Origin of the sequence: Pseudoxanthomonas sp. SE1, assembly GCF_029542205.1 — a bacterium.
Lineage (GTDB): Bacteria > Pseudomonadota > Gammaproteobacteria > Xanthomonadales > Xanthomonadaceae > Pseudoxanthomonas_A.
In genome coordinates this window covers 2,177,316-2,192,221 of sequence record NZ_CP113783.1, presented here as the reverse complement: position 1 = coordinate 2,192,221, position 14,906 = coordinate 2,177,316, and the positions used below count along the sequence as shown (strand labels likewise).

At 62.8% G+C, this 14,906-nt stretch carries 14 protein-coding genes; 10 read left to right on the top strand and 4 right to left on the bottom strand.

Annotated features, from left to right (window positions below; genetic code table 11):
- Window positions 1-161 precede the first annotated feature (161 nt).
- A complete protein-coding gene (locus OY559_RS10335; RefSeq protein ID WP_054668669.1) occupies window positions 162-1,214 on the top strand; it encodes a DNA-binding protein in 1,053 nt (350 codons plus the stop codon).
- Between the two features lie 20 nt (window positions 1,215-1,234).
- Here OY559_RS10335 and OY559_RS10330 read toward each other — a convergent pair whose 3' ends face one another.
- Window positions 1,235-1,519 carry a hypothetical protein gene (locus OY559_RS10330; RefSeq protein ID WP_277726210.1) on the bottom strand — a complete coding sequence of 95 codons (285 nt, stop codon included), beginning with the start codon at window positions 1,517-1,519 and terminating at the stop codon, window positions 1,235-1,237.
- Window positions 1,520-1,639: 120 nt separating this feature from the next.
- Between OY559_RS10330 and OY559_RS10325 the strand changes: the two genes are divergently transcribed.
- The 9 genes from OY559_RS10325 to OY559_RS10285 all read left to right on the top strand — a co-directional run bounded on the left by OY559_RS10325 (window position 1,640) and on the right by OY559_RS10285 (window position 10,728).
- Window positions 1,640-1,990 (top strand): helix-turn-helix domain-containing protein, encoded by a 351-nt coding sequence (locus OY559_RS10325; protein WP_046934799.1) that lies wholly within the window; start codon window positions 1,640-1,642, stop codon window positions 1,988-1,990.
- 176 nt (window positions 1,991-2,166) lie between these two features.
- A complete protein-coding gene (gene copL / locus OY559_RS10320; RefSeq protein ID WP_046934798.1) occupies window positions 2,167-2,586 on the top strand; it encodes a transcriptional regulator CopL in 420 nt (139 codons plus the stop codon).
- A 113-nt stretch (window positions 2,587-2,699) separates the two neighbouring features.
- Entirely contained in the window at window positions 2,700-4,568 is a 1,869-nt protein-coding gene (locus OY559_RS10315; RefSeq protein WP_046934797.1) for a copper resistance system multicopper oxidase, read from the top strand.
- Window positions 4,565-5,836 carry a copper resistance protein B gene (locus OY559_RS10310; RefSeq protein ID WP_046934796.1) on the top strand — a complete coding sequence of 424 codons (1,272 nt, stop codon included), beginning with the start codon at window positions 4,565-4,567 and terminating at the stop codon, window positions 5,834-5,836. The genes OY559_RS10315 and OY559_RS10310 overlap by 4 nt, the downstream gene beginning before the upstream one ends.
- Window positions 5,837-5,848: 12 nt before the next feature.
- Window positions 5,849-6,697, top strand: a complete 849-nt coding sequence (locus OY559_RS10305; RefSeq protein ID WP_228903386.1) for a c-type cytochrome — start codon at window positions 5,849-5,851, stop codon at window positions 6,695-6,697.
- Window positions 6,698-6,767: 70 nt separating this feature from the next.
- On the top strand, window positions 6,768-7,310 hold the full coding sequence (locus OY559_RS10300) for a DUF411 domain-containing protein (protein ID WP_080955570.1): 543 nt from the start codon (window positions 6,768-6,770) through the stop codon (window positions 7,308-7,310).
- Between the two features lie 130 nt (window positions 7,311-7,440).
- On the top strand, window positions 7,441-9,777 hold the full coding sequence (locus OY559_RS10295) for a heavy metal translocating P-type ATPase (RefSeq protein ID WP_277729977.1): 2,337 nt from the start codon (window positions 7,441-7,443) through the stop codon (window positions 9,775-9,777).
- A 28-nt stretch (window positions 9,778-9,805) separates the two neighbouring features.
- Complete coding sequence (locus OY559_RS10290) at window positions 9,806-10,120, top strand: hypothetical protein (RefSeq protein ID WP_049395166.1); 315 nt, start codon at window positions 9,806-9,808, stop codon at window positions 10,118-10,120.
- 74 nt (window positions 10,121-10,194) lie between these two features.
- The gene (locus OY559_RS10285; RefSeq protein ID WP_277726209.1) at window positions 10,195-10,728 is read left to right on the top strand and encodes a DUF305 domain-containing protein; all 534 of its coding nucleotides are present in this window, start codon (window positions 10,195-10,197) and stop codon (window positions 10,726-10,728) included.
- Here OY559_RS10285 and hutG read toward each other — a convergent pair.
- Genes hutG through hutU form a run of 3 tightly spaced genes read right to left on the bottom strand, consistent with a single transcriptional unit; the run spans window position 10,725 to window position 14,901 of the window.
- Entirely contained in the window at window positions 10,725-11,687 is a 963-nt protein-coding gene (gene hutG, locus OY559_RS10280; protein WP_277726208.1) for a formimidoylglutamase, read from the bottom strand. The two genes, OY559_RS10285 and hutG, sit on opposite strands and share 4 nt — an antisense overlap.
- Entirely contained in the window at window positions 11,684-13,222 is a 1,539-nt protein-coding gene (hutH, locus tag OY559_RS10275; protein WP_198146936.1) for a histidine ammonia-lyase, read from the bottom strand. The genes hutG and hutH overlap by 4 nt, the downstream gene beginning before the upstream one ends.
- Window positions 13,219-14,901 (bottom strand): urocanate hydratase, encoded by a 1,683-nt coding sequence (gene hutU / locus OY559_RS10270; RefSeq protein WP_277729976.1) that lies wholly within the window; start codon window positions 14,899-14,901, stop codon window positions 13,219-13,221. The genes hutH and hutU overlap by 4 nt, the downstream gene beginning before the upstream one ends.
- Window positions 14,902-14,906 lie beyond the last annotated feature (5 nt).

Below are 14,906 nucleotides of genomic sequence, written 5' to 3'. Positions count from 1 at the left end.
TACGGGTGAGACACCCCGGAGGCGGCTGGCGGCCGATCACGCGGGATAATTCAACATTATCCCGCCTGAGCAAAGCCGCCGCCGAACGGCCGCCTGCACTCTTTATTAGTATGTAATTACATGGTATGTAATACATTACGAAATAATTGGAGAACAGCATCATGGCGCGCGCAGGACTCTACAAAGGGGATGTCCAGAAAGCGCGTGACGCGCTGCTGGCCCAAGGCAAGAAGCCTTCCGTGGACGCGGTTCGGGTGGCTCTGGGCAACACGGGCTCCAAGACCACGATCCATCGCTACTTGCGTGAACTGGAAGAGGAGGAGGGCGGCGGTCCGTCACGTGCGGTGGCCGTGAGTGAGGCCTTGCAAGACTTGGTCGCGCGCCTGGCTGCGCGACTTCAAGAGGAGGCAGAAGCGATCCTCACCAGGGAGCGAGAACGCCATGGGGCCGAACTCCAGCGTCAGCAACAAGCGCTTTCCACCGCCCAACAGGAAGCCGCTGCCCTGGGCAGTCAGCTGCAGCGCACTGAGACCAGCTTGACGCAAGAGCAAGCCGCTCACGCCCTACTTCAGCAGAATCTGCGCGACAAGGTCGCGGAAATCGCCCAGTTGAATGAGCGCATCGCCGGCATGACGGTGCGGCTGGCTGATTACGAGGCGCATACGCGTTCTCTGGAGGACAAGCATGCCCACGCCCGGGAAGCGCTCGAGCACTACCGCGCTTCAACCAAAGAGCAGCGCGAGCAAGAGCTTCGCCGTCACGAGCATCAGATCCAAGAGCTGCAAGTAGCCTTACGTCAGGCCAATGAAGCCTTGGGCGCGAAGAATCAGGAGCTGTTGGTGCTTAACCGCGACAATGGCCAATGGCTGGAGCGCCATGGGCGGATTGAGCGTGAGCTTGTCCAGTTGAGGCAGGTCCACGAAGGCCAACACAGCGAGATCGTGGCGTTGCGCCAGACCGCAACGGACCACATGGCACTGCAGGAGCGCTGGAAGACTGACGTCAAGGCCTTGGATGCCCTGCGCAGCGAGCTAGCTCAAGTCCAAGACACCCTTGCGCAGGAGCGTGAGCGCCGCCAGAGCGCTGAAGCCGATGCGTTGCGTGCCAACGCGCGTCTTGAAGCGCTGGAGCCCCTGCTGAATCAACTGACGCCGGCACAAAATACGGTGAAGAGAACCCGGCGCAGCAGTACGCAGGGTGGGGGAGCGGACTAACGAGGCTACTCGTTTGCCTGCTAGCGGCCGGGATAGCGCTCCCCAGTCCAGTACGCCCATTCCATAGGTACGACCCAGTCTACGAACAGCTTGGCTACTGAGGACTCCGGTGCCAGATGGTAGGGCTTGAACATGCCTTGCTGGGGCGAACTGGTCATCAGGTAGCGCAAGCGCTTCTTGACCTCTTGAAAGATGGCCTCGCGCACATGGGCGCTGTCGTGCACGCCAAGGAAAAGGGTGCCACGAAGCCCCAACGCCTCGATGCTGGCGACCCCAGATGGCGTCATTGACGAGGTTCCGGGCATGCGGGTTCCGGGGGTGAGGGAGCGGCGTGGCTCCTGGCGATGGCAGCGCTACCGGGGTCGCCGGTTGCCTCAAAGCTAAGAATATCTTAGTATGCAAGGCAGGGTACATCCGCCATCCTTATGGGGTCTCCATGGGGTGCGCGCGTGACTTTGTCAGTCGACTCAACACCGACCTTCGCTCGACGCCTCAAACAAGCCCGCCTGCACACGGGCTTGTCGCAGAAGGAGTTGGGCATCCGGGCCGGTCTGGATCCTCACGTGGCCAGCCCCCGAATCAACCAGTACGAGCGTGGCAAGCACGAGCCGAAGCTGGAGACCGCTGAGCGGTTGGCTCAAGCGTTGGGGATCCCCGCCGCGTTGCTGTACACCGATGATGATCTGCTGGCGAAGTTGCTCCTACGCTGGGGCTCGCTCAGCAAGCAGCAGAAGCGCGAGCTGGTGAAGCTGATCGAGAGCACATCCGAGAAGTAGGCCGTACGGTCGCTCGCTTTATGGGCAGCACTTCGCTTCAACCCGGCCCTTTGGAGCGCCCCCGGATGGAACACCAGTGGGCGCGGCTAGCGCGACTAACGGGGCGCGGCATCTCAGGCCTGCCTGAGATTTTGTTCACGACCGATACACGCGCGCCTTGTCTAAAGTGATTTACCATGTCACCCGTGTCAGCCTCCTCACTTCTACTGCGACTGATCCTGATCGCCATGCTCGTGCTTAACGGGGCGTGGTCGGCGTTTGCGTCGGTCAGTATGAATCCGGTGATGGAAGAGCAGGCCAGCGAAGTCGCTGCCGCGGTGCAAGTCGACGAAGACTGCGTCGCCCATCACAGTGCTGAGCATCATCCCGATGCCACATCGATTGAAAAGGCTGGCACTGGGCACGGCGATCATGCCGGCCCCGACTGTTGCAAGTCGTCTGCGTGCCGGTGCGCCTGCGTGCACGCGTGCGCGAGCGCATTGCCTGCGCGCCTGCATGTTTCGGTACAACTGGCCTTGGGCCTGGATGTCATGCCGCTGCCCTTGGGGCATCCGGCGCCTGCCTTGCCTCATCTGATCCGACCACCGATCGGCTAAGCGTCCCTAGGCGCCGCAATGGCGCCGTTGGTGTGGCTTGCATGCCTGTATAGGCCAGCCACCCGCTCTGTACCACCGCCTGCCGGTGGCAACACGACGCTTGGAGCATTTACATGTCGCATGATGATTTTCGTGGTCCACATGGTGGACCGCTGCTGCCTTCGCGGCGGCGATTTGTCCAAGGCTTGGCCTTGGGAGGCGCAGTCGCAGGATTGGGGTTCTGGCCCAAAGCCAGTTGGGCGCTCAAGGGCCCCGGACAAGCCAACGTATTGTCGGGCACCGAGTTTGACCTGACCATCGGCGAGACGCCGATGAACTTCACCGGCAAGACCCGCACCGCGATCACGGTCAACGGGTCCGTTCCGGCGCCGTTGCTGCGGTGGCGGGAAGGCACCACGGTCAACCTGCGTGTCTCCAATGCATTGCCGGCCAACTCCCTCCATGGCACGGATACTTCCATCCATTGGCACGGCATCATTCTGCCGGCCAACATGGACGGCGTGCCGGGCCTGAGCTTTGACGGCATCGGACGTGGTGAGACCTACCACTATAGGTTCACCCTGCATCAGGGCGGAACCTACTGGTACCACAGCCACTCAGGTTTCCAGGAACAAGCTGGGCTTTATGGACCGATCGTGATCGATCCACTGGAGCCAGAGCCTTTCAGCTTCGATCGCGACTACGTCGTGATGCTGAGCGATTGGACAGACCTGGACCCGACGGCCCTGTTCGATCGTTTGAAGAAGATGCCGGGCCATGACAACTACTACAAGCGCACGGTCGGCGATTTCGCGCGCGATGTGAAGCGCAATGGTCTGTCGGCCACGTTGGAAGATCGCAAGATGTGGGGCGTGATGCGAATGACGCCCACGGATCTGTCCGACGTCAACGCCAACACCTACACCTACCTGATGAACGGCACGACCTCTCTGGGCAACTGGACCGGGTTGTTCCGCAGTGGCGAGAAGGTGCGTCTGCGTTTCATCAATGGCTCTGCCATGACGTACTTCGATGTGCGTATTCCGGGGTTGAAGATGACCGTGGTCGCGGCGGATGGCTTGTACGTCCATCCGGTTTCGGTCGACGAGTTCCGCATTGCAGTAGCAGAAACCTTCGATGTGATCGTGGAGCCCTCCGGGCAGGACGCATTCACCATCTTTGCCCAGGACTCCGGTCGCACCGGCTACGTCAGCGGCACGCTCGCCGTGCGCGAAGGACTACGCGCGCCTCTTCCGTCTGTGGATCCCCGGCCGCTGCTGACGATGGCAGACATGGGCATGGATCATGGATCGATGGATATGTCTGGCGGCAGCAAGGGCATGGAAGGCGGCTGTGGTGCAGCCATGGGCATGCCCGGCATGACCCCACCTGCCAGCGGCAATGAGGCCTCGGCCCATGCGGGTCACGCGATGCCCGCCGCCGGCGATGGTGCCATGGCCGGCATGCAGCATGGGGGCATGCAATCACACCCTGCCAGCGAGACCAACAATCCGCTGTTGGACAACCAAGCCATGAGCGTGACTTCGCGCTTGGACGATCCGGGCAATGGCCTGCGCGATAACGGCCGTCATGTACTGACGTATTCCATGCTCAAGAGCACCTTTGAAGACCCTGACGGACGCGACCCCGGTCGCGAGATCGAGCTGCATCTGACCGGACACATGGAGAAATTCTCCTGGGGTTTCAATGGTCAGAAGTTTTCCGATGTCGAGCCGCTACGGCTGAACTACGGCGAGCGCATGCGCATCGTATTGGTCAACGACACGATGATGACCCACCCGATCCATTTGCACGGCATGTGGAGCGATGTGGAAGACGATAGCGGCAACTTCATGGTGCGCAAGCACACGGTGGACATGCCGCCAGGCAGCCGACGTACGTATCGCGTGCGTGCCGATGCGTTGGGCAGCTGGGCGTTCCATTGCCACCTGCTCTATCACATGGAAGCCGGAATGATGCGCACGGTGAGGGTCGACGAATGAACATCAATAGACGCAATACCACCCTGACTGCGCTGACCCTGGCTATCTCGCTGGCCCTGGCCAATGCGGCCAGCGCCCAATCCATGCAGCACGGCTCCATGCCGATGGAGCAGGGCGCGCAGACCCAGGCTCAGGATCACTCTGCACATCAGGCGCCGACATCAAAGCCTGCGCCAGCCCCCAAACCTACAACACCGGCCAAGACCAGCGAAGCGACTATCGATCATGCGGCGATGGGCCATGCCGCGCCGCCGGCTCAAGCAGCCGAGCCTGCCATGCAGGGCATGGACCACTCGCAGATGGGGCACAGCTCGCCCGCGAGTACACCTGCAGCGCCCAAAGCGCAGACGCAGCCGATGCAGGGCATGGATCACAGTCAGATGGCACAGCCCGCTGCGTCCGACGCCTCCAGCACGTCCACGCCTGCGATGCAGGGGATGGACCATTCGCAGATGGGCCACGGTTCGCCCGCATCCGCTACGCCAGAAGCTGGCATGCAATCGATGGAGGGCATGGACCACAGTCAGATGGGACATGGGCCTGTCGCACCAACGCAGCCGCGCACCCCGATTCCTGCGGTGACCGAGGCTGATCGTCAGGCGGCCATCGCGCCCGCACACGCGCATCCGGTGCATGACAATTCGATCAAGAGCTACGTACTGCTCAATCGCCTGGAAGCCTGGGATGCCGATCCGGGCACCGGGCTGGGTTGGGAGGGTCAGGGTTGGATCGGTACGGACCTCAATCGCGTCTGGTTCCGCAGTGAAGGCGAACGCACAGATGGTCAGACCGAGTCGGCTGATCTGGAAGTGCTCTACGGCCGCAGTATCTCCACGTGGTGGGATGTGGTGGCCGGTGTGCGCCATGACTTCAAGCCGGGGGCTTCGCAGAACTTCGCCGCTATTGGCGTACAGGGCTTGGCACCGATGAAGTTCGAAGTATCCGCCACAGCCTATCTCGGCGAAGGCGGCCAGACTGCTGCCAATGTCGAGGCCGAGTACGAACTGCTGCTGACCAATCGGCTGATCCTGCAGCCGCTGGTGGAGGTCACGGCGTATGGCAAGAACGATCCATTGCGCGGAATAGGTTCGGGTCTGAGTACCGCTGAGGCGGGCCTGCGACTTCGTTATGAGTTCACCCGAAAGTTCGCTCCCTACATCGGCGTGGTGTACGAGCGTGCGTTTGGCAATACCGCAGACATGCGACGCGAGCATGGCGAGTCTTTTGAAGACACGCGCTTGGTCATCGGCCTTCGTACCTGGTTCTAAGGGGAACTGACAATGAAATCCAACAAGAAGATGTGGGTATGGCTCGGCGCCGGCGTGGCATTGGTTGCGGTGGTCGCAACCGCCGCGGTCTCTCTGGGCGTGTACAACGTGGCCGCTGATGATCCGCATAGTCGCCCGGTGTATGCGCTACTTGAAACGGCGCGTGAGCGTTCCATTGAGGTGCGCGCCGCCAAGCTTCAGGTACCCACGAACCTGGATGATCCTGAGCGTATCCGCCAGGGTGCGGGCAACTACAACGCTATGTGTGTGACCTGTCATCTTTCGCCAGATGCGGCGGCCACCGAGATGAGCAAGGGTCTGTACCCCGCGCCACCAAACCTAAGCAAGCACCCGGTGGGTCCAGCTGAGGCGTTCTGGGTGATCAAGCACGGCATCAAGGCCAGCGGCATGCCTGCGTGGGGCGGCAGCATGGACGATGAGTTCATCTGGAACATGTCGGCCTTCCTGCAGAAGCTGCCCAAGCTGGACAAGGCCGGCTACCAGGCGTTGGTGGCCAGCAGTGATGGCCATTCACACGGTGGCGGTGAGACCGGCGGGCACTCGCATGGCGAGGAAGCGGGTGCAGATCACCATGGCGGCGGTGATAGCGAAGAGATGGGTGATGGCCATGGCCATGGCCAGGGGCATGAAGCAGGTGGCATGGGCATGGACATGAGCAAGCCTAAGGAAGGCACCACGCATGTGCATGCCGACGGCAAGACGCACGTGCATGCGGCCGAGCCGGCAAAGCAACCTGCGCAGGCCAAGTCCGAGGGCGAGCACGATCAGCACGGCTCCATGCCAGCCAAACCAGCCGAGCCAGCTCCCAAGGCCGATGACGGCCACGATCACCAGCATTGATCCCTTCATGGAGCTGCCCCGGCTCCACGCCCGAGCGCCTCGGCGCTCGGGCATCTCTTAAGGAAGCATGATGAACACTTCACGCAGCTGTCTCTTTCTGCTGGCCACGGCCTTGTCGCTGACCGCATGCGCGCGCCCCGAATCGGCTGTCAATTCAGAGGCGGCATCGGACGCCCAATCTCCGACATCGGCGGCTGCGCAGCAGGTCACTCAACCGCAGCGTCCGTTGCCGTTGGTCAAAGTACATAAGAGTGCGACCTGCGGTTGCTGCCAACTGTGGGTGGAGCATCTGGAGAAAGCAGGTTTTACGGTTGAGGTGCACAACAGCGAAGACCTCAACCCGATCAAGGCGCGCTTGGGCGTTCCCTATGGACGCGGCTCGTGCCATACCGCCGAGATCGATGGCTACATCGTCGAAGGTCATGTGCCGGTGCAGGACATCCTGCGCCTGCTTCGTGAGCGCCCGGTAGGCCGTGGATTAGTGCTACCGGGGATGCCCGCCGGTTCTCCTGGTATGGAGATGCCCGACGGACGTGTTCAACCCTATACGGTGGAATTTGTACTGCCCGACGGCACCACGCAGCCTTACGTCCTGCACGGTCAACGCAGCTGACAGTTTGCTCGCGATCCCTTCTTCCAGACCAGAGTGATCCATGTCCCCTCATTCCCACGATGAAGCCGGCAAGGCGATGCCGCAGGGTGCCAGCGATGGTCCAGACTCGGTGCGTGATCCGGTATGCGGTATGCAGGTCTCTGCGGCTAGAACGCCGTACCACGCCCTGCATGGCGGAACGAAGTATCACTTCTGCTCAGCCAAATGCCGAGAGCGGTTCATCACCAGTCCCGTCCGCTATACGGACGATGCTCCCCAGCAAGTTGAAGTGACCGCCCCAGCAGCGGTGGCCCAACCCAGCGGTACCCACGCCACGGTCTACACCTGCCCGATGCATCCGCAGATTCGTCAGCCAGGTCCCGGCACCTGTCCGATCTGTGGCATGGCGCTGGAGCCGGAGATGCCCTCGCTGGAGGAGGACGACAATCCGGAGTTACGCGATTTCACCCGAAGGTTCTGCTGGACATTGCCCTTGACCTTGATCGTCCTGGTCTTGGCCATGCTGGGACACCGTCTGCCCGGCTCGTCCACGCAGGCGCGCACCTGGATTGAGCTCGTGCTGAGCGCTCCAGTGGTGCTCTGGGCGGGGTGGCCATTCTTTGAGCGCTGCCTACAGTCCATCGGCAATCGCAGCCCCAACATGTGGACGCTGATCGGCATCGGCGTGGCCGCCGCGTTTGGCTACAGCGTGGTGGCCACCGTTGCACCGGGCCTGTTTCCGGACTCTTTCCGCGAGCATGGACGGGTAGGGGTCTACTTCGAGGCGGCAGCGGTCATCGTCTCGCTCACCCTGCTCGGACAGCTGCTGGAACTGCGGGCGCGTTCCAAAACCTCGGCGGCCATCAAGTCCCTGCTGGGATTGGCGCCCAAGACGGCTCGCCGCGTCAAACCCGATGGGGGCGAAGAGGACGTTGCGCTGGATCACGTGCACGTGGGTGACCTGCTTCGCGTACGACCGGGCGAGAAGGTGCCGGTCGATGGGGAGGTCATCGAAGGCCGCACCAGTGTCGATGAGTCGATGCTGACCGGTGAACCCATTCCGGTGGAGAAGGCTGTCGGTGATCACGTTATAGGCGCCACGCTCAACGGGACGGGCGCCTTGGTCATCCGGGCGGACAAAGTCGGATCCGGGACGGTACTGGCGCAGATTGTGCAGTTGGTAGCCCAAGCCCAGCGCTCCCGCGCGCCGATGCAGCGTATGGCGGACAAGGTGGCGTACTGGTTTGTCCTGGCCGTGCTGGCCACGGCGGTGCTCACGTTCTTCGGATGGGGTCTGTTTGGACCCGAACCGTCCTGGACTTTTGCCGTCCTCAATGCCGTATCGGTTCTGATCATTGCGTGCCCGTGTGCCCTAGGTTTGGCTACCCCCATGTCGATCATGGTCGCCACTGGCCGCGCTGCGCAGGTCGGGGTCCTGTTCCGCGATGCTCAGGCGATCGAGCAGCTACGTCTGATCGACACGTTGATCGTGGACAAGACCGGTACGTTGACCGAGGGCCGTCCAGCCTTTCGCGACACGCTCTCCTACGCCGGTTTCGATGCCGATCAGATCCTCAGCTTGGCTGGCAGCTTGGAGCAGGGCAGTGAGCATCCCTTGGCCGAGGCCATCGTGGCGGAAGCCCAGCGACGTGGCTTGAACCTGGTGGCCGCCCAAGATTTTGATTCGCTCACCGGTCAAGGCGTTCGCGGGCGCGTGTCCGATCAGGATGTGGTGCTTGGCAACCAAAGCTTGATGGCATCGGTAGGGGCTGATGTTGCGCCCTTGCAGAGCAGCGCCGAGCGTCTGCGCAAGGAAGGCGCCAGCGTGATGTTCCTGGCGGTCAATGGACGATTGGCCGGCGCCATTGCGGTAGCAGATCCCATCAAAGTCACGACTTTGCCTGCCTTGAACCTGCTACGTGCCGATGGCCTGCACGTGGTGATGGCCTCCGGTGACGCACAGGCGACGGCCGAGGCCGTGGGGCGCACGCTGGGCATCGAGGATGTGCGTGGCGGCGTCAAGCCGCAGGACAAGGCCGAACTGGTCCAGCAACTCAAGGCCCAGGGTCGTCGTGTGGCCATGGCTGGCGACGGCATCAACGATGCGCCGGCCCTGGCGGCAGCCGATGTGGGCATCGCGATGGGGACGGGCACGGATGTGGCCATGTCCAGCGCCCAGCTCACCCTGGTCAAGGGTGATCTGAGGCGCATCGTGCAAGCCCGTGCCATCTCGTCTTCGACGGTGGCCAACATGAAGCAGAACCTGGGCTTCGCCTTCGTCTACAACGCCATCGGCGTGCCTATCGCCGCCGGCCTGCTGTATCCCAGCTTCGGCCTTTTGCTCAGTCCGATGATGGCGGCCCTGGCCATGAGCCTGAGCTCGGTTTCGGTGGTCACCAATGCCTTGCGTTTGTCCGGCTCCACCGTTGTTGCCACCTCCCCCCCTGACCGCGCCGATGAGCCTGCGCGCGGCCATTCCTGTCACTGATGGCTCATATCCCACAAGGAGTACTGCAATGAAGCGTTATGCCTCCCTCTCGATGATGGCCCTGTTTCTGATGGCGGGCGCGGCCTTCGCCGGCGGCCAGACCACCACGCCCACCACCGACCACGGTCAGCACAAGCCGATGGACCACAAGAAGCAGGAGCATGGTCAGCACAAGCCGGCCGCGGCCGATGCCGATTTCACCAAGCTCGATACCAACAAGGATGGTGCGCTGTCCAAGGAAGAACTGGCCAAGCACAAGCTCGCGCCGCACTTCGGCATGCTTGATGGCAACAAGGACGGCAAGCTGAGCCCGCAGGAATTCGCTGCCGGCAAGGGTATGTAACTGCTATCTCCCCGGGGGCTGGTTCCTTGGCCCCCGGGATTCGGCGATGTTCTGCCATTCCCACGGAGATCGACATGTCTTCTTCGCACGGTAAGCACGAAAGCACGCACACGCAGCATTCAGAGCAACACGCCTCGCACGGAAGTTCCGGTCAGACGCATCAGGGCCACTACGGTCGCCTGCTGCTGATGATGGCCTTGTCGTTCCTGGCCATGTACGCCCTGATGTATGCCATGGTCGATCAGTGGGCCAACGTCTATAACAACGTCAACCAGTTCTACATGGCGGGCCTGATGGCCGCGCCGATGCTGTTGATCGAGCTTTGGCTCATGTCCAGCATGTACCCCGATCGTCGGCGTAATCTGATCCTGGCCGGCGTGACCGTGGCGTTCATGCTGTTCTGCTGGTGGGGAATTCGCACGCAGGCAGCGGTCACTGACAAGCAGTTCATCCGTTCGATGATTCCCCACCACGCTGGCGCCATCCTGATGTGCGAGGAGAATCGCCTGAAGGACCCTGAGTTGGTGAAGCTCTGCCAAGACATCATCACCTCGCAGACACAGGAGATCGCGCAGATGAAGCAACTGTTGGCTGAGCGCTCCCGCTAGCTCACTGCCTTTTGCCAGCCGGTATCACCCCATTGAGCGTGCGCACTGACCATGCGGTGGATCAAACGCGCGGCCACACGTGCGGTGGCCTGATCCGGATCCAAGGGCGGACACAGTTCCGCCACGTCGACCACACGTACCTTGCCCGAGGCCATGACCAGATCCAGCAGGGCTTCCAGGACCTCCAGACTCACTCCGCGTGGGTTGGGGGCACTCACGCCCGGGGCCACAGCCTGCGGCAGCACGTCCAGGCACAGCGTCAGGTAGATCACGTCAACCGCCTCACACCACGCACGCAGCACCTCAGCCTGTGCCAGCCAGTTCCAGGTGCACAGCACGTCATCGGTGAGGTAATGGGCGCCTTCGCGCTCGGCCGTGGCGAATAGACGCGGTGTGTTGCCGGATCGACTTACACCAATGCAGTGATACTGCAGCGGGGAGCCACTGCTGCGGGCATGCTCCAGTGCCTGCAGGAAGGGCGTGCCCGAGCTCGCACTGCCTTGCTCACGCAGATCAAAGTGTGCATCGAAGTTGAAGATGCCGATGCGAGCGTTGGATGCGCCCAGGTGACCCCGCAGTGCGGCGTAGCTGGCATAGCCGATCTCGTGCCCGCCGCCCAGACCAATCACCCAATTTCCCTGATCCAGCAGTTGCTGCGCTCGATGGGAGTAGTGGGCCTGCGCCAACTCCAATGCCTGATCCGCGCAGGTGATGTCGCCCGCATCGTAGAGCGGAGCACAGTGGAGCACGGGCAGGTTGGCCAAGGCGTTGCGAAGTGCACCGGGTCCTTGTGCGGCGCCCAGTCGGCCGCTGTTACGACGAATCCCTTCATCGCTGGCAAATCCCAGCAGAGCAATGCCGGGCGCCCCAGGCTGCGGGTCCAAGACCACCCTTTGGTGCCAGCGTTGCGTATCGGCGGTGGCCGGCAGGTCCACGCGTCCGTGCCACGCCAGATTCACGCGCGCAGATCCTGCAGCGGCCAGTCCAGGAACGCGCGCAAACCGCCCCGCTCGATCAAGGCTTCCATCGCCTGCATTTCCGGGGCCAGATAGCGATCCTCATCGTAGCGGGGGACCTCGCTACGCACCTGTGCATGCACTGCCTCCAATGCCTGCGAAGACGCCAGCGGCCGCCTGAACTCAATGCCTTGGCAGGCGGCGAGCAGCTCGATGGCCACGATCCGGCGCACGTTGTCGGCTACCTCGCGCGACTTGCGCGCGGCGAAGGTGGCCATGCTGACGTGATCCTCCTGATTGGCCGAGGTGGGCAGGGAGTCCACGCTGGCCGGGTGGGAGAGGGTCTTGTTCTCGCTGGCCAGGGCGGCCGCGGTCACGTGCGCGATCATGAAGCCGGAGTTCACGCCCGGATTGGCGACCAGGAAGGCGGGCAAGCCGGAGATCGTGGCATCGATGAGTAGGGCGATGCGCCGTTCCGACAGTGCGCCAATCTCGGACACCGCCATCGTCAGCTGGTCCGCGGCAAAGGCCACCGGCTCGGCGTGGAAGTTGCCGCCGGAGATCACCTCGCCGGTGTCGGTGAATACCAGCGGATTGTCGGAGACTGCATTGGCTTCGGTCAGCAGCACGTGGGCGGCGTGCTGCATGACATCGCGCACCGCGCCCATGACCTGAGGCTGACACCGAAGGCTGTAAGGGTCTTGCACGCGGGTGTCGTTGTGAAGGTGCGATTGGCGAATGGCACTGCCGGCCAGCAGCCGCTGGTAGTGCGCAGCCACTGCTATCTGGCCCGGCTGGCCACGCACGGCGTGGATGCGCGGATCGAACGGAGCATCGGAGCCGCATGCCGCATCCACGCTCATCGCGCCGGTTAGCACGGCGGCTGCATAGACTTGTTCGGCAGCAAACAGCGCCATCAGCGCAATACCCGTGGACACTTGGGTACCGTTGAGCAGCGCCAGCCCTTCCTTGGCGGCCAGTCGGATGGGAGCGATCCCGGCGTCTTGCAGCGCTTGGCTGGCCGACATGATCTGCCCGTCGACGCGTACCTGGCCTTCGCCCATGGCCGCCAAGGTCAGATGCGCCAAGGGGGCCAGATCACCGGATGCACCGACCGAACCCTGGGCGGGGATACAGGGCCAGATCCCGGCGTTGTAGACCGCGATCAGGGTGGTCAGCGTCTGCTCGCGCACACCCGAGTAGCCCCGCGCCAGGGAAGCGATCTTGGTGGCGAAGATCAGGCGCACGCAGGCATCGTCGAGCAATGGCCCCATGCCCACGGCGTGCGAACGTACCAGGTTGGTTTGCAACTGTTCCAGTTGCTCGCGTGGGATGTGGACTTTGGCCAGTTTGCCGAAGCCGGTGTTGATGCCATAGGCCGGCTCGCCGGCGGCCACGATGGCCTGCACGGCCTGCGAAGAGGCGCGGACGTTGTCCCAGCAATCTGCGTCCAGGGCGATGGGATCAGTCCCTTGCGCGATCTGCCGCAGCTGGGCCAACGTCAGCTGGCCCGGTGTCAGGGTAAGCATGCGATTCACTCCAGAATGGCCGGCAGGGTCAGGCCATGCTCACGGGCACAGGCCAGTGCCTGCTCGTAACCCGCATCGGCGTGGCGCATCACGCCCGTGGCTGGGTCGTTCCACAGCACACGCGCCAGCCGGCGATCGGCTTGCTCGGTGCCATCGCACACGATGACCACGCCCGAGTGTTGCGAGAAGCCCATCCCGACGCCGCCGCCATGATGCAGGCTCACCCAGGTCGCACCGCCACTGGTGGCCAGCAGCGCGTTGAGCAGCGGCCAGTCCGCGACCGCATCGGAGCCATCGCGCATGCCTTCGGTTTCACGGTTGGGGCTGGCTACTGAGCCGCAGTCCAGGTGATCGCGTCCGATAACAATCGGTGCTTTGAGCTCGCCATTGCGCACCATTTCGTTGAAGGCCAGCGCGGCCTTGTGGCGCTCGCCCAAGCCCAACCAGCAGATCCGTGCGGGCAGACCTTGGAAGGCAATGCGCTCGCGGGCCTGGTCCAGCCAGTGGTGAAGATGCGTGTTGTCAGGAAACAGTTCTTTGACCTTGGCATCGGTCTTGTAGATGTCTTCTGGATCCCCGCTCAGGGCCACCCATCGGAACGGGCCCATGCCGCGGCAGAACAGCGGACGGATACAGGCGGGCACGAAGCCGGGGAAGGCAAAGGCGTTGTCCACGCCCTGATCCAGCGCCACCTGGCGGATGTTGTTGCCGTAATCGATCGTCGGCACGCCCATGGCGTGGAAATCGAGCATCGCGCGCACATGCGTGGCACACGAGGCCGCAGCAGCCTGCGCCAGCTCGCGTCGCTGACCATCGTCACCGCCGCGCGCCTGTTCCCACTGTGAGAGGGTCCATCCGGCGGGCAGATAGCCATTGATCAGGTCATGCGCTGAGGTCTGATCGGTCACGGCGTGAGGGCGGGAACCTCCATTGCGCGCGCGCGCGACGAACTGCGGCAACAGTTCGGCCGCATTACCCAGCAAGCCCACCGATACCGGCGTCGGGCTGTGTTCGATGATCTGCAAGGCTTCATCGATGGAGTAGGCCTTGTGATCGACATAGCGGGTGCGGATACGAAAATCGATCCGAGACTCCTGGCACTCGATCACGATGCTGCTGGCCCCGGCTAAGGTCGCCGCCAACGCCTGCGCGCCCCCCATACCGCCCAAGCCGGCGGTGAGGATCCACTTGTTCTGCCAGTTACCACCATAGTGCTGGCGACCCAGCTCAACGAACGTCTCGTAGGTCCCCTGCACGATGCCCTGGCTACCGATGTAGATCCAACTGCCGGCGGTCATCTGCCCGTACATCATCAAGCCCTTCTTATCGAGCTCGTTGAAATGCTCCCAGGTCGCCCAATGAGGCACCAGGTTGGAGTTGGCGATCAGTACGCGCGGTGCATCCGGATGCGTGCGGAACACGCCTACCGGTTTTCCCGATTGCACCAACAAGGATTCATCGTCCTCTAGCGCCTGCAACGTGGCCAGGATGCGATCAAAACTTTTCCAGTCACGCGCGGCACGACCGATTCCACCGTAGACCACCAGATCTTCCGGGCGCTCGGCCACGTCGGGATCCAGGTTGTTCTGGATCATGCGGTAGGCCGCTTCAGTCAGCCAGCTCTTGCAGTGCAACTGGGTGCCGATCGGAGCGCGAACGGTGCGCGTAGGGGAAGCGGAGCGTTCCAAGGTAT